Origin of the sequence: Inquilinus limosus DSM 16000, from assembly GCF_000423185.1 — a bacterium.
GTDB classification, from domain to species: domain Bacteria; phylum Pseudomonadota; class Alphaproteobacteria; order DSM-16000; family Inquilinaceae; genus Inquilinus; species Inquilinus limosus.
Genome location: NZ_AUHM01000001.1, coordinates 285371 through 307994 on the forward strand (window position 1 = coordinate 285371; position 22624 = coordinate 307994).

The window sequence follows — 22624 nt, forward strand, 5'->3', positions numbered from 1 at the left end:
GGTGATGGTCCGGAAGAGAGGTCGCAACGGCTTCGGTTCCGGCGCCCCTCGGGGCGCCGATCAGATAAGTCGAAGCGTGCGAAGTCGGAACACCATGCCCCCACCTAAGGGGCGGCTGGCCGCTCTGTCAACTGAATCCGTTGCTCGGTGACCCGGTCGAAGAAGCCGAGGATGGTCGGGCCGGTGCCCGCCGGCCAGCCATGCGAATACGGCTGCCGGCCGTTCATGGTCGAGGGCAGGTCGCAGAACACCACCGGGTCGGCGATGTCGCCCTTGCCCCAGCGCTTGCACCGGAAGGTGGCGCTTGCATCGACAGGCGTGGCGGCCAACCGGTTCTGGGCGATGCGCTTGTCGCGTTCGGTGATGCCCTGGCGGTAGGGCACCATATTGTCCTTCGGGTTGTGCAGCAGGATCGCCGCCACCTGGCCGCGGCAGGGACGGACGCTGCCGATGCCGCCGGCGACCACGGCGGTGGCGCGGAACAGGCCGGCGCGGCCGCAGGACAGGTCGTTGACGAAGCTGCCGCCCATGGAATGGCCGGCGGCGAAGATCTGGTTCTGGTCGACGCAGAGCGTCGCCTTCAGCCGGGCGAGCAGCGTGTCGACATAGGCCATGTCGCGGTCGGCCCTGGCGCCCCAGCCGCCCTGGGCCTGCGGATAGACCACGATCGCCGGCCGCGCCGCCGCCCCTTCCAGGTCGAAATAGGTGCGCACCTTCTCGGCCGTGCCGGTGCGGCCATGGAAGGCCAGGATCAGCCGATAGGGCTTCGACTTGTCGTAGCCGGGTGGCAGGTCGACGATGTAGCGCCAGGACGCGCCCTCGAATTTCAGCGTCTGCCGCCCGTCCGCCGCCGGGATGCCGCAGCCGCTGGTCGGCTGGGGCGGCAGCTCGGCCATGGTCTGGTTCGGCGCTGCGGGGCGGGGGCCGCCGCCCGGCGCCGCGCAGGCGGCGACGAGCAGCAGGCAGGCGAGAGCGGCCAGCGGGCCGGCGCGGAGGATCGAAGGCATGGCGGTTATTTCTCGCGCAGGCGCGGCATCAGCTCGACGAAGTTGCAGGGCCGGAACCGGTTGTCGAGCTGGTCTTTGAGGATCAGGTCCCAGGCGTCGCGGCAGGCGGAGGGAGAGCCCGGCAGCGCGAACAGATAGGTGCCGCCGGCGACCCCGGCGGTGGCCCGGCTCTGGATCGTCGAGGTGCCGATCTTGTCGTGGGACAGCCAGCGGAACAGCTCGCCGAAGCCGGGAATGTGCTTCTCGTAGACGGCGTGGAACGCCTCCGGCGTCACGTCGCGGCCGGTGACGCCGGTGCCGCCGGTGGCGATGACGACGTCGACCTCCGAATCGGCGATCCAGGCACGGAGCTGCGCCTCGATCGCGCCCTGGTCGTCCTTGACGATCCGCCGCTCGCGCACCGTGTGGCCGGCCGCAGCGATGCGCTCCGCCAGCGTGTCGCCGGACTTGTCGTCGGCGGCCGAGCGCGTGTCGGACACGGTCAGGAGGGCGATGTTGACGGCGATGAACGGACGCGACTCGTCGATCCGGCCCGGCATGTGCCCCCCAATGCTGTGGTCGAGACAGCGGCCAAGCTAGCCGAGGCGCCGCCGCCGGAAAAGTGAAACGAATGTCAGGCGTCGCTCTTGAAGGCGCAGCCCAGTTCGATCATCCGATGCTTCAGCACCAGCAGGTCGCGCCACACGTCGCGCTTCATGCCGGGTTGCCGCAGGATGAAGGCGGGATGGTAGATCGGCATGGTCGGCACCGGCGCCGGCAGGTCCGGGAAGGCCCGTTCGAACCAGCGGCCATGGATCCGGGTGATGCCCTCGCGCGTCGCCAGCAGCGCGGCGGCCGAGGTGCCGCCGGCGCAGAGCAGGATCTTCGGCTGCATCAGCGCGATGTGGCGCTCGATGAAGGGCAGCGAGATCGCGATCTCCGCCGCGTTGGGCTGGCGGTTGCCGGGGGGGCGCCAGTTGACGATGTTGGAGATGTAGACGGTGCTGCGGTCGAGCCCGATGGCCGCCAGCATGCGGTCCAGCAGCTTGCCCGACTGGCCGACGAAGGGCTTGCCCAGCCGGTCCTCCTCCGCCCCCGGCGCCTCGCCGACGATCATGATGTCGGCGTCGGGATTGCCGTCGGCGAAGACCATCTGGGTGGCGGTGGCCTTCAGCCCGCAGCCGTCGAAGGCGGCCAGCGCGGCCGCCAGCTCCTCCAGCGTGCTGCAGCCGGCGGCGATGCGGCGGGCGTCGCCGGTGGCGGCGTCGCTGCCCGGCAGCACCGCGGCGGCCTGCGGGCGCGGCGACGGCCTCGGCTCCGGCTGGACCGGCTGCGGCGGCGCCATCTGGACCGGCGCCGACGGCACGGCCGCCACACGCGGCCGGCCGAGCGCGCCCGGATCGTCGCCGATCGCCTCGTCGACGCCGGCGTCCTGGTACCATCTCAGCAGGGCAATGATCTCGGCGGGCTGCACGGCGGCGGCTGATTCGCTGAACCTGTCCATGCGCTAGAAGCGACCGGCCCAACCAGCCTGTCAACCCCGGCGGGCGACCTGACGCAGCGTCATCGGGGCCCGACGCGTCGCAAGCGGAGCCGAAGCCGACGCGACATGATCGGCCATTCGATTCCCGGGATGCATTTCTGTAGCATGCCGCCAACCGAACGACAGGGACGCGCGATGGAACGCGAATCGATGGAGTACGATGTCGTGATCGTGGGCGCGGGGCCGGCGGGCCTCGCGGCGGCGATCCGGCTGAAGCAGAAGGCGGCGGAGACCGGGCGCGAGGTCAGCGTCTGCGTGCTGGAGAAGGGGTCCGAGGTCGGCGCCCATATCCTGTCGGGCGCGGTGCTGGACCCGCGCGCCCTGAACGAGCTGATCCCCGACTGGAAGGAGAAGGGCGCGCCGCTGGACACCCCGGTGGCGACGGACGAGTTCCACTACTACACCGGGGTCAGCAGCTTCCGTTTCCCGAACTTCGCCCTGCCGAAGGAGCTGCACAACCACGGCAACTACATCGTCAGCATGGGCCTCGTGACCCGCTGGCTGGCGCAGCAGGCCGAGGCGCTGGGGGTGGAGATCTATCCCGGCTTCGCCGCGGCCGAGGTGCTGTACCACGAGGACGGCTCGGTCAAGGGCGTGGCCACCGGCGACATGGGCATCGGCAAGGACGGCCAGCCGACCGCCAACCACACGCCGGGGATGGAGCTGCACGCCAAGTACACGCTGATCGGCGAGGGCGTGCGTGGCTCGCTGGCCAAGCAGCTGATGGAGCGCTTCAACCTGCGCGCCGACTGCGACCCGCAGACCTTCGGCCTCGGCGTGAAGGAGCTGTGGGAGGTGAAGCCCGAGAACCACCGCCCCGGCCTGGTGCAGCACGGCTTCGGCTGGCCGCTGGACAACGAGACCTACGGCGGCAGTTGGGTCTACCATTTCGGCGAGAACCTGGTCTCGATCGGCTATGTCGTCGCGCTGGACTACAAGAACCCGTACCTGTCGCCCTTCGAGGAGTTCCAGCGCTTCAAGACCCACCCGCTGATCCGCCCGACGCTGGAGGGCGGCAAGCGCCTGGCCTATGGCGGCCGCGCCATCAACGAGGGCGGGCTGCAGTCGATCCCGAAGCTGACCTTCCCGGGCGGCTGCCTGATCGGCTGCTCCGCCGGCTTCGTCAACGTGCCGCGGATCAAGGGCAACCACACCGCGATGAAGAGCGGCATGGTCTGCGCCGAGGCCGTGTTCGACGCCCTGGCCGAGGGCCGCGAGGGCCATGACGAGGTGACGGCCTATCCGGAGCGGCTGCGCGCCAGCTGGCTGTGGCAGGAGCTGACGGTGGTGCGGAACTGCCGCCCGGCCTTCCGCTGGGGCACGATCCTGGGCACGCTCTATTCCGGCCTCGAGCTGTGGACCCGCGGCAAGCTGCCCTGGACCCTGCACCACAAGCATGGCGACCACGAGACGCTGCGCCCGGCCGCCCAGTCGAAGAAGATCGATTATCCGAAGCCGGACGGGGTGATCACCTTCGACCGCCTCTCCTCGGTGTATCTATCGAACACCAACCACGAGGAGAACCAGCCGTCGCATCTGAAGCTGAAGGACCCGTCGGTCCCGATCGCCTACACCTTGCCGCTCTATGATGAGCCGGCACAGCGCTACTGCCCGGCCGGGGTGTACGAGGTGGTGCGCAACGAGGACGGCAGCGATCCGCGCTTCGTGATCAACGCGCAGAACTGCGTGCACTGCAAGACCTGCGACATCAAGGATCCGAAGCAGAACATCGTCTGGGCCGTGCCGGAGGGCGGCGGCGGCCCGAACTACCAGATGATGTGAGGATCGGATCCCGGCGTCCGGGTGTTGTTCACCCGGCACGCGCGGATTATCGTGCGGACGGGATCATTGCGGGACCAGAATGACGGAAGCCGAGATCACCGACCCCGTCGACCGGCTGCTCGCGGCCGGGCTGCGGCCGACCCGCCAGCGCGTGGCGCTGGCGCGGCTGCTGTTCGGCGGCTGCGACCGCCACGTCACCGCCGAGGCGCTGCACGGCGAGGCGCTGTCTGCCGGCCAGGCCATGGCGCTGGCAACCGTCTACAACACCCTGCACCAGTTCACCGAGGCGGGGCTACTGCGCGAGGTGGTGATCGAAGCCGGGCGGTCCTATTTCGACACGAACACCCGCGACCACCATCATTTCTACCATGAGGCGACGGGCGAGCTGCGCGACGTCCATGGCGAATCGGTGGTGGTCTCGGCCCTGCCCGACCCGCCGGCCGGCACCCGCATCGCCCGGGTGGATGTGGTGATCCGCCTGGCCGATGAGTGACGGCGCCGGCGCCATGACCGCCGCGCCCCGCGTCGACGGCCTGCTCGAGACCTCGCTCTACGTCGCCGACCTCGACCGCTCCGCCGCCTTCTACGAGCGCGTCCTGGGCCTGCGCGTGATGCTGCGCAGCCCGCGGCTGGTGGCGCTGGACGCCGGCCGGCAGGGCGTGCTGCTGCTGTTCCTGGCCGGCGCCACCTCCGAGGACGTGGTCGAGGCCTCCGGCACCATCCCGGGGCACGAAGGCACGGGGCGGCTGCACATGGCCTTCGCCGTGCCGGCCGCGGACCTGGCCGCCTGGCGCGGCCGGCTGGCCGAGGCCGGCGTCCCCCTGACCGGGGAGATGGCCTGGCCGCGCGGCGGCACCAGCCTCTACTTCTCCGACCCCGACGGCCATGTCATCGAGCTGGCGACGCCCGGGCTGTGGCCGAACTATTGAGACTCAGGCCGGCGACGCCCGGCGGCGATGCCAGCGCAGGCGCGCCATGACGCCGGCGACGAAGACCGAGGCTCCGCCCAGCGCCAGGCCGACGAGGACGTCCCCGACCGTGTGGCCGCCCACGACCATGACGGCCCCGACGGCCAGGATCAGCGCCGCCGCCGCGGCAACGCGCCAGGGCGACCAGCGCGGCCAGGCCAGCGCCGCCAGCGTCGTCACCGCGACCACGACCAGGGCCGAATGGCCGCTGGGCAACACCACGCCGACCTGGCCGAACCCGTCCGGATGCCAGTCGACCAGCGCCCGCGCCGCCTGGACCGCGGCGACCGCCAGGGCCAGCGCCGTCAGGCTGAACAGGGACAGGCGCCACCGGCCGCGGGCGAAGGCGACCGCCGCGACGATCACCTGCAGAGGGATCACGACGTACCACCAGCCGAGCAGGCCGATCGACATCAGAAGGACGATCGGTTTCATGCCGCCATCATCCCATGCGCGACGCCTCGGGCGAAGCGGCATGGCGGCGCAGCCGATCGTCCGAACGGCCGGGCCGAGAGCGACTCCCGGCGGCCATGTTCCATTCCCGCATGGCTTCGCCCGGAAGAAGGCGTTTCCGATTCGCCGGCCGAACGTTTAGTAAGAACCGTCCCGGGACAGATGAACCGCCTGCATGTCCGCCAGCCTTTCCGTCGCCGCCGCCCTGCTGAAGCTCCTCGTCGCCACCGCCGGGCCCGAGCTGCACCTGCCTGACGCCGGCCAGCTCGCCAGTTACCAGCCGCCGGAGACCACGCGGATCTACGCCGCTGACGGGTCGCTGCTGCGCGAATACTATGTCGAGAACCGGGTGGTGGTGCCGCTCTCCGCCCTTCCGCCCTATCTGGTGCAGGCCTTCATCTCGGCCGAGGACCAGAACTTCCGGCGCCATCTTGGCGTCGACCCGTCCGGCCTGGCCCGCGCCATGGTGGCCAACATCCACAACCTGCGGAACGGCCGGCGGCTCGAAGGCGGCTCGACCATCACCCAGCAGGTGGCGAAGAACCTGCTGCTGACCAGCGAGGTCAGCGCGCTGCGCAAGCTGCGCGAGCTGATCCTGGCCTTCGAGATCGAGCACCACTTCTCCAAGGACCAGATCCTGGAGATGTATCTCAACGAGATCTATCTCGGCCGCGGCGCCTACGGCGTCGGCGCGGCCTCGGCCCGCTATTTCGGCAAGCCGCCGGCCGAGCTGTCGCTGTCCGAGGCGGCGTTCCTGGCGGCGCTGCCGAAGGCGCCGAACAACTACAACCCGATCACCCGGCCGGAGGCCGCCCGCTCCCGCCGCGACTACGTGCTGGACCGCATGGCGCAGGACGGCGCCATCACCGCCCAGCAGGCGGCGGCGGCCAAGGCCGAGCCGCTGGCGGTGCGCACCCAGGCACCGCTGGAGACCGTGTACGCGCCCTATTTCGCCGAGGAGGTGCGCCGGTCGCTGCGCCGGGCCTACGGCAACGACCAGCTCTACCGCGGCGGGCTGGCGGTGCGCACCACCCTCGACCCGCGGCTGCAGCGCCTGGCCGACCGGTCGCTGCGCGCCGGGCTCGAGCGCTTCGACCGCAACCGCGGCTGGCGCGGGCCGATCGCCAACATCTCGGCCATGCTCGACCTGCCGGCTTCGGCCGAGGAGGTGGCCCAGGCCGAGGCCGCCCAGGCGCCGGCCCAGCCAGCCGCCACGCCGCCGGCGCAGCAGGGACGGCTTCTCGGCGCGCTGTCGGCCATGGGCGTACGCCTGCCGGAGCAGGAGCAGAAGCCCGCGGTCGCCCCGACCGCCCCGCCGAAGGACGAGCGCCCGGTGTGGCAGCGCTTCCTCAACGGCATCGACCGGCCGGCCCAGATCGAGGGCTGGACCCTGGCCGTGGTGCTGGAGGTCGATCGCCAGGCCGCGATCATCGGGCTGGAGGACGGCAGCCGGGGCCGCATCGACCGCGGCGACCTGACCTGGGCCCGCCGCGTCGAGAACGGCCGCGTCGGCCGGCAGGTCAGCGGCGCCGACGACGTGCTGGCCAAGGGCGACGTGATCTGGGTGGAGCCGAATGAGAAGGGCGCGCCGGCGCCGCAGCTCGCCGCCTATTCGCTGCGCCAGGTGCCGGAGGTGTCGGGCGCGCTGGTCGCCATCGACCCCTTCACCGGCAAGGTGCTGGCGATGTCGGGCGGCTTCGACTTCTCGCTCAGCGAGTTCAACCGCGCCACCCAGGCGCAGCGCCAGCCCGGCTCGGCCTTCAAGCCCTTCGTCTACCTCTCGGCGCTGCAGCACGGCTACACCCCGTCCAGCCTGATCTACGACACGCCGATCTCGGTCGACCAGGGCCAGGGCGGCGGTCGCTACCGGCCGCGCAACTACGGCGGCGGCTTCATCGGCCTGGCCACGCTGCGCTCGGGCGTCGAGCGGTCGCGCAACGTCATGACCGTGCGCCTGCTGGTCGAGATGGGCCTGCAGCCGGTCAAGGAGACGGCGGAGGCGTTCGGCATCTACCAGAACATGTCGCTGTACCCGGCGATGGGCCTGGGCGCCGGCGAGACCACGCCGCTGAAGCTGACCACGGCCTATGCCACCATCGCCAATGGCGGCTACCAGATCAGCCCCTATCTGATCGAGCGGGTGCAGGACCGCGACGGCCGCAGCCTGCCGCAAGGCGCGGTGACTCCGGGCCGCGCCGATTGCGTGCCCTGCGCCGCCACCGCCTGGACCGGCCAGCCGGCGCCGGTGCGGCCGCTCGGGCCGCAGCTGGACGACCCGATCGCCAACTACCAGATGATCTCGATCCTGCAGGGCGTCACCCAGCGCGGCACCGCCGCCCGCCTCGCCGGCCTGGGCCTGCCGCTGGCCGGCAAGACCGGCACCACCAACGATTCGAACGACGTCTGGTTCGTCGGCTTCTCGCCGCGGCTCGCGGTCGGCATCTTCGTCGGCTACGACAAGCCGCGCAGCCTCGGCGCCGGCGCCACCGGCGGCTCGATCGCGGTGCCGATCTTCAGCGATTTCATCAAGGACGCGCTGGCCGGGCAGGACCCCGGCGCCTTCGCCGTGCCGCCCGGGGTCAGCTTCGCCTATGTCGACCGCCGCAGCGGCTATGCGGCCGAGCCGGGCGGGTCGGACGTGATCATGGAGGCGTTCCGCCCCGGCACCGAGCCGGGCCCGCCGCCGGTCGCCGACACCTTCGGCGAGACCAGCCAGGACGCCCTGACCGGCACCGGAGGCCTGTACTGACGGTCAGGCCGCGTCGGGAACCGCGGCCGGCTTCGGGCCGCCCGTGGCCCAGTCCAGCAGCTCGACCGTGTGCACCACCGGCAGGGCGGTGCCGAGGCCGATCTGGGTGATGCAGCCGATATTGCCGGCGGCGACGATCGCCGCGCCGGTGCTCTCCACCGCCCGCACCTTGCGCGCCCGCAGCTCGTCCGCGATCTCCGGCTGCAGCAGGTTGTAGGTGCCGGCGGAGCCGCAGCAGAGATGCCCGTCCGGCACCTCGCGCAGCTCGAACCCCGCGGCCGCCAGCAGCCGGCGCGGCGGCGCCGCGATGCGCTGGCCGTGCTGCATCGAGCAGGCGGAGTGATAGGCCACCGCCTGGCCGGTCGGCCTGGCCGGCGGGTTCAGCCCGATCTCGTCCATCAGTTCGGTGACGTCGCGCGCCAGGGCCGAGACCTTCGCCGCCCGCTCGGCCCAGGCCGGATCGGCACGGAACATGTGGCCGTAATCCTTGACCGTGGTGCCGCAGCCGGAGGTGTTGACGACGATGGCGTCGAGGCCGCCCTCCTCCGCCGCGCGGCCCCAGGCCCCGATATTGGCCCGGGCCGAGGCCAGAGCCGCCTCCTCCCGGCCCATATGGTGGGTCAGCGACCCGCAGCAGCCGGCGCCCGGCGCCACCACCACCTCGACCCCGTGGCGGGTCAGCAGGCGGACGGTCGCCTCGTTGATCGCCGGGTCCAGCACCGTCTGGGCGCAGCCGGACAGCAGCGCCACCCGGCGCTTCCGCGGCCCTTCCGCCGCGAAGACCTGCGGCCGGTCGACCGGGCTGGGCGGCGGCAGCCGGCGCGGCGCCAGGGCCAGCATGGCGCGCAGCCGCTTGGGCAGCAGCCGCGCCGCCGGCCGCGCCGCCATCGCCCCCATCAGCGCCAGCCGGAACAGCCGCGGCCGCGGCAGCACCGCCGCCAGCAGCGCCCGGATCGCGCGGTCGGGCAGCGGCCGGCGGTAGGTCTTCTCGACCACCGCGCGGCCGTGATCGACCAGATGCATGTAGTGCACGCCCGACGGGCAGGTGGTCATGCAGGACAGGCAGGACAGGCAGCGGTCGAGATGCTTGGCGACGCTGGCCGGCGCCGGGCCGCCCCCTTCCAGCATCGACTTGATCTGGTAGATGCGGCCGCGCGGGCTGTCGAGTTCGTCGCCCAGCACCTGATAGGTCGGGCAGGTGGCGAGGCAGAAGCCGCAATGCACGCAGGTGCGCAGGATCTGCTCCGAGACCGCGTTGTCCGGATCGGCCAGCTGCGCCAGCGAGAAATGAGTCTGCACCCGCATCCTCCCGTCTTTGCGCCAGACACTAGCCCGTGCCCCGGTGCGAAGGGAACCCCGACGGATGCGGCGATCCGCGTTGTCAACCGGCATGGGGGTTAGTACGCTGGCCGCAACGATCGGGAGGCCGAGATGACCGTGGTTCGGATACGCCGCGCCCTGCCCTTGGCCGTGTTGCTGGGCGGCCTGGCCGGATCAGGCGTGGCGGCGGCCGGAGGGCCGGTGGTTCAGGACATTGCGCTGGGCCGGACGCCGCAGCAGATGGCCGAGTTCGCCGGCCGGGCCGTGACCTTCGCCGGGCCGGGCGAGTCGCCCTGGACCGGCCTCGTCGCCGCGGCGCGGCCGGGCGACGGCGCGCTGCTGCTGCAGTTCACCCCGCCGGCCCAGGGCAACCGGCTGTATTCGGTGGCCGAGACCGTGCGCTTCGAGCCCGGCGGGCCGCGCAGCGCCGCGGACGCGCTGGCGCCGCTCGAGGCCCGCTTCGGCGAGCCGGCGGCGGTCTTCGATCAGACCGGCAAGCAGGTCGCGGTCTGGCGCTTCGTCGGCGGCAGGCCGGCGGCGGCGAGCGTCGACATCGCCTCGGACTGCTCGCCCTATGCCGCGGCCGAGGTATCGGGGCTGCGCCCGATCGGCTGGCCGGCGCCCTGCGGCGAGCTGGTGTTCGCGACGGTGGAGCTGGCGGCGGACGGGACCCCGACGCTGCTGCGGGTCACCCATGCCGACAGCGATGCCGCGCAGGCGCTGCAGCCGCGCCGCGGCGAGCCCTACGCGCATCTGGCGGGATCGGTACGGTAGAAGGCGCGGCCCGCGATTGGGCAGGCCGCGCCCTGGCCTAGGCCGCGCTCCTGCGGCCGACGATGATCCGATAGATGATCAGCAGCACGATCGCGCCGACCACCCCCAGCACGAAGCGGCCGAAGCCGGTCTCCGGCACGATGCCGAATTGCAGGCCGAGCCAGCCGCCGACGACCGAGCCGGCGATGCCCAGCAGGATGGTGATGATGAATCCGCCCGGGTCCCGCCCGGGCATCAGGAATTTGGCGACCAGACCGATGATGAAGCCGATGACGATGGTGCCGATGATGCCCATGGGCTCTCCCTCCGAGGCGAGTCGACCGCCCGATCATAACCCATGACGGGCCGGCGAGGTTTCCGGTCCTCTCAGGCGGCCGGGACCATTCTTCCCGGCGACAGGATGCTTTTGGGATCGAAGGCCTCGCGCACCCGGCGGCCCAGCGCCTCCAGCGCCGGCGGCTGCGGCTCGAACACCGGCACGGCGGCGCGCAGCCCCGCCGGCGCCCGCACCAGCGTGGCGTGCCCGCCGCCCGCGGCGGCGACCGCGCCCCGGATCGCGGCGGCGCCGGCATCGTCCGTGGCCGGCACGGCGATCCAGACCAGCCCGCCGCCCCAGTCGAAGTAATGCGCCCCGCCGGCGGCGGCCGCGACCCGCGGCCCGGCGGTCGGCGCCACCGAGACGCGCCACACCGCCCGGTCATCCCCGGTGAAGGGTGCGACGTCGCGGATCCGGCGCCAGAGATCGACCGATTCGTCCGGGCCGAGCACAGCGAGAGGCCCGGCGTCGCCGAGCAGCTGCGACAGCGCCGCGACCCGGCTGTCGACCGAAGGGCCGAAGCCCTCGACCCGGACCAGGCTGCGCGCGGTGTCGCCGAGGATGCCGGCCGGCAGATGGGCGGCGCCCGAGACCTCGTAGGGGCTGGTCAGCGCCCGGGTCAGCACGGCGACGCCGGCGGCATCGTCCAGTCCGGCGACGGCAAGCGTGCGCACCGTCTCCGGCGCCGGCAGCACCTTGACAGTGATCCGGGTCATGGCGGCCAGCGTTCCGAAGGCGCCCGTCAGCAGCTTCGGCAGGTCGTAGCCGGTGACGTTCTTGACCACCCGCCCGCCGGATTTGAAGGGCTGGCCGCGCCCGGACACCGCCTCGATGCCCAGCACGTGGTCCCGCGCGGCCCCGGCCTTCAGCCGCCGCGGCCCGGACAGGTTGCAGCCGACTGCGCCGCCCAGCGTGCCAGCCCCCGCCGGGCCGCCATAGAGAGGCCCGAGATCGGGCGGCTCGAAGGCCAGCGCCTGGCCGCGGGCGGCCAGCGCCGCCTCGATCTCCGCCATCTTCGTGCCCGGGCGGGCGGTCAGCACCAGCTCCTCCGGCTCGTAGACCTCGATCCCGGCCAAGCCGGAGAGGTCGAGCGCATGCGCCGCCTGCACCGGCCGGCCGAAGCCGCGCTTGCTGCCGCGGCCGACCAGCTCCAGCGGCACCTCGCCGGCCAGCGCCCAGCGGACGATCTCGAGCACCTGGTCGTCGGTCTCGGGCTTCAGGGTCTCGGTCATCGGGTCAGAAGCGCGGCAGGTCGGGGAAGCGCGTGGCGCCGTGGTGGATGTGCACCCGGCCGAGCTCGGCGCAGCGGTGCAGGGTCGGGAACACCTTGCCGGGGTTGAGCAGCCCGTCCGGATCGAAGGCACATTTCAGCCGCTGCTGCTGGGCCAGATCCTCCGGCCCGAACTGCACCTCCATCAGGTCGCGCTTCTCGACCCCGACGCCGTGCTCGCCGGTCAGCACCCCGCCGACCTCGACGCACAGCTTCAGGATGTCCGCCCCGAACTCCTCCGCCTTCTCCAGCTCGCCCGGGACATTGGCGTCGTACAGGATCAGCGGGTGCAGGTTGCCGTCGCCGGCATGGAAGACATTGGCGACGCGCAGCCCGTAATGCCGCGACATCTCCTGCATCCGCGCCAGCACCTCGGGCAGGCGCTTCCGGGGGATGGTGCCGTCCATGCAGTAGTAATCGGGGCTGATCCGGCCGACCGCCGGGAAGGCCGCCTTGCGCCCGGCCCAGAAGCGCAGCCGTTCCTCCTCGCTGCGGCTGACGACGCAGGCGGTGGCGCCGCAGTCGCGGCCGATCGCCTCGACCCGTTCGATCAGGTGGTCGACCTCGGCCTCCGGCCCATCCAGTTCGCAGATCAGCAGCGCCTCGACGTCGAGCGGGTACCCGGCCTTGACGAAGGCCTCGGCCGCATGGATGGCGGGCTTGTCCATCATCTCCAGCCCGCCGGGGATGATGCCGGCGGCGATGATCCGGGCGACGCAGTCGCCGCCGGCCTCCGACGACGGGAAGCCCATCAGCACGGCGCGCTGGGTGGCCGGCCGGCGCAGCAGGCGCACCGTCACCTCGGTGACGACACCCAGCAGCCCTTCCGATCCGGTGAGGACGCCGAGCAGGTCGTAGCCCGGCGAATCGAGGTGCTTGCCGCCGAGCCGCAGGATCGTGCCGTCGATCAGCACCACCTCCAGCCCCAGCACGTTGTTGGTGGTCAGCCCGTATTTCAGGCAGTGCACGCCGCCGGAATTCTCGGCGATGTTGCCGCCGATGGTGCAGGCGATCTGGCTGGACGGGTCGGGCGCGTAATAGAAGCCGGCATGGGCGACGGCGTTGGTGATGCCGAGATTGGTGACCCCCGGCTGCACCCGGACGCAGCGGTTGTCGAAGTCGATCTCCAGCACGCGGTTGAACTTGCCGAGGCCCAGCAGCACGCCGTCCTCGAGCGGCAGGGCGCCGCCGGACAGCGAGGTGCCGGCGCCGCGCGGCACCACCTTCACCCCCATCCGGTGGCAGGTGCGCAGCACCGCCGAGACCTGCTCGGTGGTCGAGGGCAGCACCACGATCATCGGCAGGGTGCGATAGGCGGTCAGCCCGTCGGATTCATAGGCACGGCGCTCGCTCTCCGCCGTGATCACGCCCTCCCCCGGCACGATGGCGCGCAGCGCCGCGGCGATCTCCTCGCGGCGCGCCAGGACGGCGGCATCGGGGGCTGGCATCTTCATCGGCGGAACCTCCGCCGCGGACGATAGGAAGCCCGGGCCGATCCGGCAAGCAGGCCGGCCCTTCCGCAACGAAAAAGGCCGCGTCCGGGGACGCGGCCTTCGATCGTCTGAAGGAGCGGCTGGGGTCAGCCCTGGCGCGCCTTGAAGCGCGGGTTCTCCTTGTTGATGACGTAGACACGGCCCTTGCGGCGGACGACGCGGCAAGCGCGGTGACGGCTCTTCAGGGTCTTCAGCGAGTTCGCGACTTTCATAATCCATATCCCATGCGGCAGCGCCGGCGCCGCCGGGAGCAGACACTCGCGGGCCGGAATTCGAGGCGCGGACCATAGTGGCCGGCCTGCATCCTGTCAACCACGCGCGTGGCGATTTGTGGCGTAACCCCGCGACATGTCGCAGCGAAACGAGGCCCGGAGCGCGACGGGGCTGGAGATCGTCACATCTCCTCCAGCATACTCGCGCCCGTCATCGCCGGACCGGCACCCACCCGAGGGGAGGCACCATGCGTTCAGTGAAGTTCGCCGTCATCACCGCCGCCATCGTCAGCTGCGGCGCCGTCGTCGCCTGGGCGGCCACGCCCGAGGAGGTGGTGACCCAGCGCGAGGATGCGATGAAGACCTTCGGCGCCAGCGTCAAGACCCTGACCGGCTTCGTGCGCGACAACCAGGGCTCGATCGACGACGTCAAGGCGGCGACCGCCAAGATGAAGGCGACCAGCGCCGACCTGCTGACGCTGTTCCCGGAAGGCACCGCGGTCGGCGTCGGCAAGAGCGCGGCCAAGCCGGAGATCTGGGCCAACTGGGCCGATTTCCAGACCAAGGTGAAGGCCAACCAGGACGCCATCGCGGCGCTGGACGCCGCCGCGCAGGAGGGCAACGCCGCCAAGGTGAAGGCCGCCTTCCCCGCGGTCGGCCAGTCCTGCGGCGCCTGCCACGAGACCTATCGGGTGAAGAAGAGCTAGCGAATCGCCGTGACACGTAGGTTGGGTTCGCCAATGGCGGACCCAACATTTGGCCGCGATCGATGCTGTTGGGTTCGCATCCGCGAACCCAACCTACCTGACTAACCCACAGCCTGCGCAATCGCCCGGAAGCCGGCCAGCAACCGGTGGTCGAGCGCGTCGTCGACCGCCACGGGCTGCGACGACATCTTGGCGATCACCAGCTCGGCGGCGCGGTCGACATAGATCCACTGGCCGTGGATGCCGATGCCGCAGACCACGTCGCGGCCGGGGCCCAGCACGTACCACTGGCTGCGATAGCGCCCCTGCGGCGCCAGATGCGCCAAGTCGCCCCGCGCCCAGGCCTGGCGGTCGCCGTTGTCGAGGATGTCGTCGACCCAGGCCTGCGGCACCACCTGGAGCCCCCCGGCGCGGCCGTCCCGCCGCATCAGCTCGCCGATCCGGGCCAGGTCGCGCAAGGTCATGCAGATGCCGCCGGCGGTGCGCGACGCGCCCAGCCGGTCGAGCGTGATATACGCATCCGCCTCCGTCCACATCGGCCGCCACAGCAGCTCGGACATCAGCGCGGCGAAGCGCATGCCGGCAGCACGCTCGCAGATCCAGCCCAGCATGTCGGAGTTGGGCGAGACGTAGTGGAAGGTCTCGCCGTGCCGGCTGCCGTCCGGCGGCAGGGCGGCGATGAAGCCGTGCAGATCGCCGCCCCGGGCGACCTCGCCGGGCGGGTTCCAGCCCATGGCGACGCGGTAGCGGGCGACGTCGCCGGCCGGGTCGACATAGTCCTCGACGAAGCGGATGCCGACCGTCATGTCCAGCACATGGCGCACCGTGGCGCCGGCATAGGCCGAACCCGCCGCCTCCGGCACATAGGCCGTCACCGGCGCATCGGGGTCGAGCTGGCCGCGGCCGGCCAGGATGCCGGCGATGAGGCCGGTGATCGACTTGCTGATCGAGAAGACGATGTGCTGGGCCTTCGGATTCAGCCCGTGGGCGTAATGCTCGGCCACCACCAGACCGCGATGCAGCACCAGGATGCCGTCAGTGTCGCTCTCGGCCATCAGCCGGGCCACCGACCCGTCGTGCCCCGGCACCGCGATGCGGTCCAGGTCCAGCGCCGGCCCGGGCTTCAGGCAGGCGGCAAATTCGCCGCGCGGAATCTCGGCCACCGGCACCAGCCGGCGGACATTGCGGAAGCCCCAGCGGCTGTAGGGCGCCTGGCGCCAATTGGCGAGCGTCGCCTCCGGCGCCGCCTCATTCGTCTCCAGCTCGATCGCCATCCCTGATCCTGCTTCTTCGCCCTGCGGGCGGCGCCGCCTTGTTGCGGCGCCGGCAGTCTAGGACAGGATCATCGGCGAGGCCCAGCCCCGATTCGCCGTCACGGGCCGGGCAGCGGCTTCAGGCTCTTCAGATAGGTCGCGATCGCCTCGCGGTCGGCGGCGGTCAGCTTGCTGGTGTTGTCCCGGATCACCTCGCTCATGGCGCCGCCGGCGAAGTCGCCGTCGGGCGTCATGCCCGCCTCGAGGTAATAGGCGATGTCCTTGTCGCTCCACTCCCCGATCCCGTGCTCCGGGTCCGGGGTGATGTTCGGGATCTTGCCCTGCCCTTCCGGCGCCTCGGGGTTGCCGGCGAAGGGGCTGTACCAGTTCAGCCCGCCCAGCATGTCGCGCGGCGTGTGGCATTCGCCGCAATGGCCGAGCACGCGGACGAGATAGGCGCCGCGATACCATTCGGCGGACTGGCCGGCCGGGACCAGGAACGGCCCCTCGGTGAAATTCAGCATCCGCCAGCCGGGCAGCAGCGAGCGCCAGGAATAGGGCCAGGCGAGCTCGTGCGGCTTGTTCGCCTGCCGCACCGGCGGGACGCTGCGCAGATAGGCCCAGAGATCGGCGAGGTCCCGGTCGGTCATGCCGGTATAGGCGGTGTAGGGGAAGGCCGGATAGAAATCCTCGCCCGACGGCGACACGCCTTCGCGCAGGGCCCGGCGGAAATCCTCCTCGCTCCACTGGCCGATGCCGGTCTCCGGGTCCGGGGTGATGTTCGGCGTGTAGAAGGTGCCGAACGCGGTCTTCAGCGCCCGGCCGCCGGCCAGCGGCTTGGCGTCCGGACCCGGCGCCGTATGGCAGGCGGCGCAGCCGCCGGCGGCGAAGACATAGGCGCCGCGCACCGCCGGGTCGGGTGAGGCCGGGTCGGGCGCCGGATCGGCGGTCTGGGCCGCGGCAGCCGACCCGAGGGCAAGCAACAGGCCCAGGGCCGTGAGAGCCGGGAACTGGCGCATGCTGGTCTCCGGAACGCGAACAGGCGAATCAGCTTCTTATAACCCGATCCTTCGCCCCGGCCTGTTATTCCGGGCTCATGCGACCCTTTCGCCCTCGCGCCAGACGGCCCGGATCACCGGCACGCCGTCGACCAGCCGGACGCGCAGCAGGTCGGCGCGCAGCCCGGGCGCGATCCGGCCGCGGTCCTCGAGGCCGGCGGCGCGGGCCGGGTTGACCGTCACCGTCGCCAGCGCCTGCGGCAGGCCGATGCCCTGCTCGCCCTCGGCCAGGGTGAAGGCGCCGTGCAGCAGGCTGACCGGGACGTAGTCGGAGGACAGGATGTCGACCAGCCCCTCGCGCGCCAGCTCACCGGCCGAGACGTTGCCGGAATGCGAGCCGCCGCGGACCAGGTTCGGCGCGCCCATCAGGATCCGCAGCCCGTGCTCGCGCGCGGCGCGGGCGGCGGCCAGGGTGGTCGGGAATTCCGACACCACCATGCCCAGCGCCGCCGCCTCCTCGACATGGGCCGGGGTCTCGTCGTCATGGCTCGCGATCGGCAGGCCGCGCCCACGGCCGATCGCGGCCAGCCTCTCGCGATTGGCGACGCCGTGGGTGCGCGAGGCGGCGATCCGCTCCGCCATCTGGGCGTCGATCTGCTCGTCGGTCAGGCCCAGCATGCCCTTGTAGATCTCGCGGTATTTGGCGAGGTCCGAAAACTGGCGATGGCCGGGCGCGTGGTCCATCACCGACATGAACTGCACCAGCGGGTCGTCCTGGAACGGCTCGAACAGGTCGAGCACATGCGCCTCGGTGACCTCGCAGCGCAGATGCAGGAAGTGCTCGGCCCGCAGCATGCCGCCGGCCTGGGCCTGGCGGATACCGTCGACCATCGGCCGCAGCGTCTCAAGCCGGTCCTCGCCGCTGCGGCCGCCGACCAGGGCCAGCGCGTCGAACACGGTGGTGATGCCGGCCGCCGCCACCTGGGCGTCATGCGCCATCACCGCCGTCACCGCCGGCCAGCGCACGCCGGGCCGCGGCGTGTAGTGCCGCTCGAGATGGTCGGTGTGCAGCTCGACCAGTCCCGGCAGCAGATAGTCGCCTTCGAAATCGACGGCGCCGGGCGGGCAGGCCGCGCCGGTGTCCAGATCGGTGATCCGCCCCTCCGCGACGGCGAGGCTGCCGGTCACGACGGCCTCCTCGGTCACGATCCGCGCATGGGCGACGATCAGATCCCTAGCCGGGCTCAGCATACCCAGTCCTTCTCTCCGCTTCCGCTACGATGGGTCCGGCGGGCGCGCCCGCGCGGCCTTGATATGGGCAGCCGCGCCGGTGGCGCAAAGCCGGGCCCCGCCGGGCCTCTTATGCCTCCATCTTTGCGACGAATTGATGACCCTCGGCATTCCGCGGCGATTTGACCCCGGCCGGGTCCGACCAGGTCACGCGCTCGACGCCGGCGAAGCGGCGGATGCGGTCGAGCTGCTTCTCCAGCCGGCGCAGCCGCGCCTTGCTGGTCCGGACCTTCGGCTCCCACCACAGCGCGGCGACGGCCAGGTCGCCGCTGTCGCGCCGGGCGCGCATGTCGATCCGGCCGACGAAGCGGTCGCCCTCGAGGAGCGGGAAGACGTAATAGCCCCAGCGGCGCTTCGCCTCCGGCACGAAGGCCTCGAAGCGGTAGTCGAAGCCGAACAGCCGCTCCAGCCGCTGGCGGTTGCGGATCACCGGATCGAAGGGGGACAGCACCCGCAGCACGTCCGGCGCGGAGGCCGCGGCGGCCAGCCGGTCCTCGATGTCGGCGAAGGCGAAGGCCGCGGTGGTCTTGCCGTCCGCGCCCTGGACATGGACCACGCGCAGATCGCCGCTGCGGGTCAGCCGGTCGCACCACTGCTCCGCCTCGCGGATGGTGATCAGGTCCCAGAAGCCGGCGATCTCGCCGGGCCGGGCGGCACCCAGCCGTTCCAGCGCCGAGCGGCAGGCCCAGTCGACCACCTCTTCCGGGTCGGGCGCCGGCCCGCGATATTGCTCCGGGATCACCCGCTCGGTCAGGTCGTAGACCTTCTGGAATCCCTCGCGCCGCGCCACCGCCAGCTCGCCGGTGCGCCACAGGAACTCCAGCGCCAGCTTCGACGGCGTCCAGTCCCACCAGCCGCCGGAGGGGCGCTGCCGCTCCTCCTCGAAGTGCCGGGTCAAAAGCGGGCCTTCCGCCGCGACGCGCGCCCGCACCTGCTCCAGCAGCTTCGGGAAGTCGGGGCCGGCCTGGGTCCACCAGCGGCTGGTGGCGGCACGCTGGCGCACATCGGCGAATCGCCGCGACCAGTAGGGGAAGAATCGGGTCGGGATCAGCGAGGCGTCGTGGGTCCAGCCCTCGAACAGCCCGCGCGTCTTCTCCACCAGCCGCGCAAGCTGGGTCTGGGCGTAGCCGTGGCGGCGGGCGAACAGGATCATGTGATGCGCCCGTTCGACCGTGTTGATGCTGTCGACCTGGACGAAGCCGATGCGGTCCACCACCGCCTGGCAGCCCTCGACCGTCAGCCGGCCGAGCGGCGGATCGGACAGGGCGTGGAGGTGGAGGAACAGCCGCCGGGCGTCGGCGTTGGCGATGGTGAGGGGAGCGGAGTCGGGCATGAACAATACAAGAACACAGCCACCGCGGGCCGGGCAAGAGGAAAGCCCTTCGCGCGCCGCCCGGCCCGGCTATAGTCGGGAGCGAAACGACCGAGGTTTCCATCGTGACCGCCACCATCATCGCCCCGGAGCCGCCGCGCCAGGACGCGGTGCTCGACCTGATCCGCCAGTCGGACGCCCTGATGGCGAGCCTGTATCCGGCCGAGAGCAACCATATGCTCGACATCGGGTCGCTGGAGCGGCCGGAGGTGCGCTTCTTCGTGGCCCGGCGGGAGGGCCGGGTGGTCGGTTGCGGCGCCATGGTGGTCGGGGCCGACGGGCAGGCCGAGCTGAAGCGGATGTTCGTCGATCCCGCCGCCCGGGGCTTGAAGGTGGGCCGCGACCTGCTGACCCGGATCGAGGACGAGGCCCGCGCCCTCGGCGTCCGGCTGATCCAGCTCGAGACCGGCATCCACCAGCCCGAGGCGATCGGGCTCTACCGCCGCTTCGGCTACCGGGACCGGGGGCCGTTCGGCGGCTACGGCCCCGACCCGCTCAGCCTGTTCATGGAAAAGGAACTGGGCTGACGCCCCGGCGGTCGGCCGCCGGGACGTCAGTCCAGCTTGGGTTCACTCCGCCGGGGCGCCCGGGGGCGTCGAGGCCGCGGTCGCCGAAGCTTCCGGCTCGGTCACGAAACGGCCGATCAGGCCGCCGATGACGCCGCCGATCACCGGCGCGACGATGAACAGCCAGAGCTGCCCCAGCGCCCAGCCGCCGACGAACACCGCCGGGCCCAGGCTGCGGGCCGGGTTGACCGAGGTGTTGGTGACCGGGATCGAGATCAGGTGGATCAGGGTCAGCGCCAGGCCGATCGCCAGCGGCGCGAACGGCGCCGTCGCCGGGCTGCCGGTGACGCCGACGATCACCACCAGGAACAGCGCGGTCAGCACCACCTCGGTGATCAGCCCGGCGGTCAGGCCGTAGCCGCCGGGCGAATGCTCGGCATAGCCGTTGGCGGCGAGCCCCTTGGCAAGGTCGTAGCCGCCGGACACATCGGACGCGATGAGATAGACGACGCCCGAGGCGATGATGGCGCCGACGGCCTGGGCGATGATGTAGGGCACGAGATCGGACACCGGCGTGCGGCCGGCGGCGACCAACCCGACCGTGACCGCCGGATTGAAGTGACCACCCGAAACGCGGCCGAGGGCATAGGCCCCGGTCACGACCGTCAGGCCGAAGGCCAGGGCGACGCCGTGAAAGCCGACATGCTGGCCGGCCAGGACCGCCGTGCCCGTACCGCCGAGAACGAGCCAGAACGTCCCCAGCGCCTCGGCAAGGACTCGTTTGAACATGGGTTCCCTCCATTCGACCTCCACTGCCGCTGGTGGCAAGGAGGATCGAAGAACCAACATATAGTATTGTGTAATTGCATGCAATAAAATGACTTTTAGGCAATGTCGAGCTTTCGTCTCAAAATCGGTTGCAATTGTCGGCAAGACGGATCACTGCCCGCCGCCGCGGCGAATATCCGCACAAGAATGCTGAGCCGACGGTCATCGGCACAGATCGAATTTTCGCTATTTGACCGACAAGTCGAATGGGCCGGACCGACGAGACGTCCAGGCCATGCAAGGCTGCCCACATTCTTCCAGGAATTGAACAATGCCAAATCAATGCCCGGATCACGCCGGCGCTTCAAGCCATTCCGGCGAGAAGGCTGCCCTTATCACTTCGGATGAGGCCAATCACAACGGCCGATCCCAGCCTCATTTGTAGGACAAAGACTTCCATCCTGATTGCAATCCGATGACATAAACGTTACGGAACAATTGCACTCTTGCGGGGTTGGTGCGGGGATCGGGGGAGAATCCGGAATTCAGTCCCAGCTTGGGCCGGAACACTCGCGTGCGGCCTGTCGGTCGGTGCCCGACGGTGCCGGAGCCTGCGCATGGCGGCGCCATAATTCTTTTGGAGGTGTCGATGTCGCTCACGGTCACCTACAAGGACAACAAGCTTTCGCTGGTGGGGAAGGACGGACGGACCCACGAGGTGTCCGCGGCCCAGCAGCAGCAATGGATGCAGACGCTGAACGGCCTGGCCCAGCGGCACGGCCTCAAGGACGCGCAGGAGCTGCTCAGCGAAGGCACCGTCCAGGTGCCGGAGCTCGGCGATTCGCAATGGCGCATGGGCACGGAAGCCGGCATCGCGCCCAAGGACATCAACGCGGGCGTCGTCGCGCTGAACGACCACATCGGCAATCCGGACCTGATTCAGGCCTACCACCAGGGTGACCTGACCCCCGACTTCATCATGCTTCCGGTCCCGCCGGAAGCCGGGCCGGGCCCGGAGACGCCGGCCGGCCCCAAGCCCGACACCTCGTCGCCCGAGAACTTCGCGGCCAGCCTCAAGAACGCGCCGAATCCCGAGACGCGCAACCAATGGATCAACGACTACGTCAACGGCGCCAAAGATCCGCTCGATGCCGTGACGAAGCTTCTGCCGCAGACCTTCGACGATAAGGACAACGGCCCCTGCCGGCAGCAGATCATCCACGCCTATGTCAACAGGGTCGCAGGGGACAACAAGGAACAGCAGAAGAACGTCCTCAAGACACTGGCCGAGAAGAACTGGACGGTCGGCGACAAGAACATCGACGTGGATATCGACTACGACATCTGGGCAGTGGGGAAGAAACTCGGCATCCCGCGCGATCAGCTTCCGATCAACGAGAAGGTCCCGATGGATGTCCGGGTTTATTGAGGCTCGGGGGACAGGCTCGGGGTTGATGGAAGGGCCGACCCATGCCCGAGGACGGCCGCCCCATCGGCGAGCGGCCTGAGCGGCCGCCATGAAAAAACGGCCCGGCCGAGGGGTTTGGCCGGGCCGGAGTGGGGTCTGCAGGATCGGTCTGCGGAAAGGGGCCGGACGGTGCGCCCGCGCCGCCCGGCCCGGCCGCGCATCAGGGAGCGTTAACGGGCGCCCTCATGCGCGATGGTGTAGCGCTGATGCGCATTGCTGGTGGTCGCCGAGGCCAGCTGCCGCCAGGCGTGCAGAGCCTCGTCGTAGCTGTCGAAAGGCCCCTGCAGGCTCTCGGTGCCGCCGATCAGCCGGTCGAAGCGGGTGTCGGCATATTCGCCGCCGATGATCCAGAAGCGGTTCGTGGTCATGGTTCTGTCCTCCGTTCGGGCGCAGATG

23 protein-coding genes are annotated in these 22624 nt (G+C 70.9%); 8 read left to right on the forward strand and 15 right to left on the reverse strand.

Annotation, left to right across the window (positions count from 1 at the left end; translation table 11 throughout):
- Positions 1 to 104: 104 nt before the first annotated feature.
- From G537_RS41785 to G537_RS0101430, 3 genes are all read right to left on the reverse strand, one after another.
- The gene (locus tag G537_RS41785) at positions 105 to 1007 is read right to left on the reverse strand and encodes a CE1 family esterase (protein WP_026868602.1); all 903 of its coding nucleotides are present in this window, start codon (positions 1005 to 1007) and stop codon (positions 105 to 107) included.
- Between the two features lie 5 nt (positions 1008 to 1012).
- Complete coding sequence (moaB, locus tag G537_RS0101425; protein WP_026868603.1) at positions 1013 to 1546, reverse strand: molybdenum cofactor biosynthesis protein B; 534 nt, start codon at positions 1544 to 1546, stop codon at positions 1013 to 1015.
- 74 nt (positions 1547 to 1620) lie between these two features.
- The gene (locus G537_RS0101430; protein ID WP_051247635.1) at positions 1621 to 2490 is read right to left on the reverse strand and encodes a uracil-DNA glycosylase; all 870 of its coding nucleotides are present in this window, start codon (positions 2488 to 2490) and stop codon (positions 1621 to 1623) included.
- A gap of 174 nt (positions 2491 to 2664) precedes the next feature.
- Here G537_RS0101430 and G537_RS0101435 point away from each other — a divergent pair, with 174 nt between their 5' ends.
- The 3 genes from G537_RS0101435 to G537_RS0101445 all read left to right on the forward strand — a co-directional run bounded on the left by G537_RS0101435 (position 2665) and on the right by G537_RS0101445 (position 5240).
- Entirely contained in the window at positions 2665 to 4311 is a 1647-nt protein-coding gene (locus G537_RS0101435; protein ID WP_026868605.1) for an electron transfer flavoprotein-ubiquinone oxidoreductase, read from the forward strand.
- Between the two features lie 79 nt (positions 4312 to 4390).
- Complete coding sequence (irrA, locus tag G537_RS0101440) at positions 4391 to 4804, forward strand: iron response transcriptional regulator IrrA (protein WP_026868606.1); 414 nt, start codon at positions 4391 to 4393, stop codon at positions 4802 to 4804.
- Complete coding sequence (locus G537_RS0101445) at positions 4797 to 5240, forward strand: VOC family protein (RefSeq protein ID WP_245578862.1); 444 nt, start codon at positions 4797 to 4799, stop codon at positions 5238 to 5240. The genes irrA and G537_RS0101445 overlap by 8 nt, the downstream gene beginning before the upstream one ends.
- 3 nt (positions 5241 to 5243) lie before the next feature.
- On the opposite strand, the gene G537_RS41790 is transcribed toward G537_RS0101445, so the two are convergent.
- Positions 5244 to 5714 carry a phosphatase PAP2 family protein gene (locus tag G537_RS41790; RefSeq protein WP_026868608.1) on the reverse strand — a complete coding sequence of 157 codons (471 nt, stop codon included), beginning with the start codon at positions 5712 to 5714 and terminating at the stop codon, positions 5244 to 5246.
- Between the two features lie 193 nt (positions 5715 to 5907).
- Here G537_RS41790 and G537_RS0101455 point away from each other — a divergent pair, with 193 nt between their 5' ends.
- Positions 5908 to 8481, forward strand: coding sequence for a penicillin-binding protein 1A (locus tag G537_RS0101455; protein WP_026868609.1), 2574 nt, complete (start codon positions 5908 to 5910; stop codon positions 8479 to 8481).
- A 3-nt stretch (positions 8482 to 8484) separates the two neighbouring features.
- Here the strand turns inward: G537_RS0101455 and glcF are convergent, their stop codons facing one another.
- Positions 8485 to 9780: a glycolate oxidase subunit GlcF gene (gene glcF / locus G537_RS0101460; RefSeq protein WP_026868610.1), complete on the reverse strand. Its 1296-nt coding sequence runs from the start codon at positions 9778 to 9780 to the stop codon at positions 8485 to 8487.
- 132 nt (positions 9781 to 9912) lie between these two features.
- On the opposite strand from glcF, the gene G537_RS0101465 reads away from it, so the two are divergent.
- The gene (locus G537_RS0101465; RefSeq protein ID WP_026868611.1) at positions 9913 to 10575 is read left to right on the forward strand and encodes a hypothetical protein; all 663 of its coding nucleotides are present in this window, start codon (positions 9913 to 9915) and stop codon (positions 10573 to 10575) included.
- A 37-nt stretch (positions 10576 to 10612) separates the two neighbouring features.
- Here G537_RS0101465 and G537_RS0101470 read toward each other — a convergent pair whose 3' ends face one another.
- From G537_RS0101470 to ykgO, 4 genes are all read right to left on the reverse strand, one after another.
- Positions 10613 to 10870: a GlsB/YeaQ/YmgE family stress response membrane protein gene (locus G537_RS0101470; RefSeq protein WP_026868612.1), complete on the reverse strand. Its 258-nt coding sequence runs from the start codon at positions 10868 to 10870 to the stop codon at positions 10613 to 10615.
- A gap of 71 nt (positions 10871 to 10941) precedes the next feature.
- On the reverse strand, positions 10942 to 12123 hold the full coding sequence (glcE, locus tag G537_RS0101475) for a glycolate oxidase subunit GlcE (RefSeq protein ID WP_026868613.1): 1182 nt from the start codon (positions 12121 to 12123) through the stop codon (positions 10942 to 10944).
- A 4-nt stretch (positions 12124 to 12127) separates the two neighbouring features.
- Positions 12128 to 13615 carry an FAD-linked oxidase C-terminal domain-containing protein gene (locus tag G537_RS0101480; RefSeq protein WP_026868614.1) on the reverse strand — a complete coding sequence of 496 codons (1488 nt, stop codon included), beginning with the start codon at positions 13613 to 13615 and terminating at the stop codon, positions 12128 to 12130.
- Between the two features lie 125 nt (positions 13616 to 13740).
- Positions 13741 to 13866: a type B 50S ribosomal protein L36 gene (gene ykgO / locus G537_RS0101485; protein ID WP_026868615.1), complete on the reverse strand. Its 126-nt coding sequence runs from the start codon at positions 13864 to 13866 to the stop codon at positions 13741 to 13743.
- 248 nt (positions 13867 to 14114) lie between these two features.
- On the opposite strand from ykgO, the gene G537_RS41795 reads away from it, so the two are divergent.
- On the forward strand, positions 14115 to 14573 hold the full coding sequence (locus G537_RS41795) for a c-type cytochrome (protein WP_081688512.1): 459 nt from the start codon (positions 14115 to 14117) through the stop codon (positions 14571 to 14573).
- Positions 14574 to 14674: 101 nt separating this feature from the next.
- On the opposite strand, the gene G537_RS0101495 is transcribed toward G537_RS41795, so the two are convergent.
- From G537_RS0101495 to G537_RS0101510, 4 genes are all read right to left on the reverse strand, one after another.
- On the reverse strand, positions 14675 to 15847 hold the full coding sequence (locus G537_RS0101495; RefSeq protein ID WP_034850336.1) for a serine hydrolase domain-containing protein: 1173 nt from the start codon (positions 15845 to 15847) through the stop codon (positions 14675 to 14677).
- Between the two features lie 98 nt (positions 15848 to 15945).
- The gene (locus G537_RS35855) at positions 15946 to 16845 is read right to left on the reverse strand and encodes a cytochrome c (RefSeq protein ID WP_051247645.1); all 900 of its coding nucleotides are present in this window, start codon (positions 16843 to 16845) and stop codon (positions 15946 to 15948) included.
- Between the two features lie 75 nt (positions 16846 to 16920).
- Complete coding sequence (locus G537_RS0101505; protein ID WP_034850337.1) at positions 16921 to 18075, reverse strand: alpha-D-ribose 1-methylphosphonate 5-triphosphate diphosphatase; 1155 nt, start codon at positions 18073 to 18075, stop codon at positions 16921 to 16923.
- 109 nt (positions 18076 to 18184) lie between these two features.
- Positions 18185 to 19447, reverse strand: coding sequence for a winged helix-turn-helix domain-containing protein (locus G537_RS0101510; RefSeq protein WP_026868618.1), 1263 nt, complete (start codon positions 19445 to 19447; stop codon positions 18185 to 18187).
- Positions 19448 to 19551: 104 nt separating this feature from the next.
- Here G537_RS0101510 and G537_RS0101515 point away from each other — a divergent pair, with 104 nt between their 5' ends.
- Positions 19552 to 20013: a GNAT family N-acetyltransferase gene (locus G537_RS0101515; RefSeq protein ID WP_026868619.1), complete on the forward strand. Its 462-nt coding sequence runs from the start codon at positions 19552 to 19554 to the stop codon at positions 20011 to 20013.
- A 42-nt stretch (positions 20014 to 20055) separates the two neighbouring features.
- Here G537_RS0101515 and aqpZ read toward each other — a convergent pair whose 3' ends face one another.
- On the reverse strand, positions 20056 to 20781 hold the full coding sequence (aqpZ, locus tag G537_RS0101520) for an aquaporin Z (RefSeq protein WP_026868620.1): 726 nt from the start codon (positions 20779 to 20781) through the stop codon (positions 20056 to 20058).
- 628 nt (positions 20782 to 21409) lie between these two features.
- On the opposite strand from aqpZ, the gene G537_RS0101525 reads away from it, so the two are divergent.
- Positions 21410 to 22189 (forward strand): hypothetical protein, encoded by a 780-nt coding sequence (locus G537_RS0101525; RefSeq protein WP_155888448.1) that lies wholly within the window; start codon positions 21410 to 21412, stop codon positions 22187 to 22189.
- 209 nt (positions 22190 to 22398) lie between these two features.
- On the opposite strand, the gene G537_RS35860 is transcribed toward G537_RS0101525, so the two are convergent.
- Positions 22399 to 22596 (reverse strand): DUF4170 domain-containing protein, encoded by a 198-nt coding sequence (locus G537_RS35860; protein WP_034850338.1) that lies wholly within the window; start codon positions 22594 to 22596, stop codon positions 22399 to 22401.
- Positions 22597 to 22624 lie beyond the last annotated feature (28 nt).

Bases quoted from the DNA above. Each gene is read 5' to 3' on its own strand.
- irrA (WP_026868606.1), top strand. From the start codon at position 4,391: ATGACGGAAGCCGAGATCACCGACCCCGTCGACCGGCTGCTCGCGGCC.
- aqpZ (WP_026868620.1), bottom strand. From the start codon at position 20,781: ATGTTCAAACGAGTCCTTGCCGAGGCGCTGGGGACGTTCTGGCTCGTT.
- G537_RS35855 (WP_051247645.1), bottom strand. From the start codon at position 16,845: ATGCGCCAGTTCCCGGCTCTCACGGCCCTGGGCCTGTTGCTTGCCCTC.
- G537_RS41785 (WP_026868602.1), bottom strand. From the start codon at position 1,007: ATGCCTTCGATCCTCCGCGCCGGCCCGCTGGCCGCTCTCGCCTGCCTG.
- G537_RS41795 (WP_081688512.1), top strand. From the start codon at position 14,115: ATGCGTTCAGTGAAGTTCGCCGTCATCACCGCCGCCATCGTCAGCTGC.
- G537_RS0101495 (WP_034850336.1), bottom strand. From the start codon at position 15,847: ATGGCGATCGAGCTGGAGACGAATGAGGCGGCGCCGGAGGCGACGCTC.
- G537_RS0101510 (WP_026868618.1), bottom strand. From the start codon at position 19,447: ATGCCCGACTCCGCTCCCCTCACCATCGCCAACGCCGACGCCCGGCGG.
- G537_RS0101430 (WP_051247635.1), bottom strand. From the start codon at position 2,490: ATGGACAGGTTCAGCGAATCAGCCGCCGCCGTGCAGCCCGCCGAGATC.
- G537_RS41790 (WP_026868608.1), bottom strand. From the start codon at position 5,714: ATGAAACCGATCGTCCTTCTGATGTCGATCGGCCTGCTCGGCTGGTGG.
- G537_RS35860 (WP_034850338.1), bottom strand. From the start codon at position 22,596: ATGACCACGAACCGCTTCTGGATCATCGGCGGCGAATATGCCGACACC.
- ykgO (WP_026868615.1), bottom strand. From the start codon at position 13,866: ATGAAAGTCGCGAACTCGCTGAAGACCCTGAAGAGCCGTCACCGCGCT.
- G537_RS0101505 (WP_034850337.1), bottom strand. From the start codon at position 18,075: ATGCTGAGCCCGGCTAGGGATCTGATCGTCGCCCATGCGCGGATCGTG.
- G537_RS0101445 (WP_245578862.1), top strand. From the start codon at position 4,797: ATGAGTGACGGCGCCGGCGCCATGACCGCCGCGCCCCGCGTCGACGGC.
- G537_RS0101470 (WP_026868612.1), bottom strand. From the start codon at position 10,870: ATGGGCATCATCGGCACCATCGTCATCGGCTTCATCATCGGTCTGGTC.
- G537_RS0101435 (WP_026868605.1), top strand. From the start codon at position 2,665: ATGGAACGCGAATCGATGGAGTACGATGTCGTGATCGTGGGCGCGGGG.
- G537_RS0101480 (WP_026868614.1), bottom strand. From the start codon at position 13,615: ATGAAGATGCCAGCCCCCGATGCCGCCGTCCTGGCGCGCCGCGAGGAG.
- G537_RS0101465 (WP_026868611.1), top strand. From the start codon at position 9,913: ATGACCGTGGTTCGGATACGCCGCGCCCTGCCCTTGGCCGTGTTGCTG.
- moaB (WP_026868603.1), bottom strand. From the start codon at position 1,546: ATGCCGGGCCGGATCGACGAGTCGCGTCCGTTCATCGCCGTCAACATC.
- G537_RS0101525 (WP_155888448.1), top strand. From the start codon at position 21,410: ATGTCGCTCACGGTCACCTACAAGGACAACAAGCTTTCGCTGGTGGGG.
- glcE (WP_026868613.1), bottom strand. From the start codon at position 12,123: ATGACCGAGACCCTGAAGCCCGAGACCGACGACCAGGTGCTCGAGATC.
- G537_RS0101455 (WP_026868609.1), top strand. From the start codon at position 5,908: ATGTCCGCCAGCCTTTCCGTCGCCGCCGCCCTGCTGAAGCTCCTCGTC.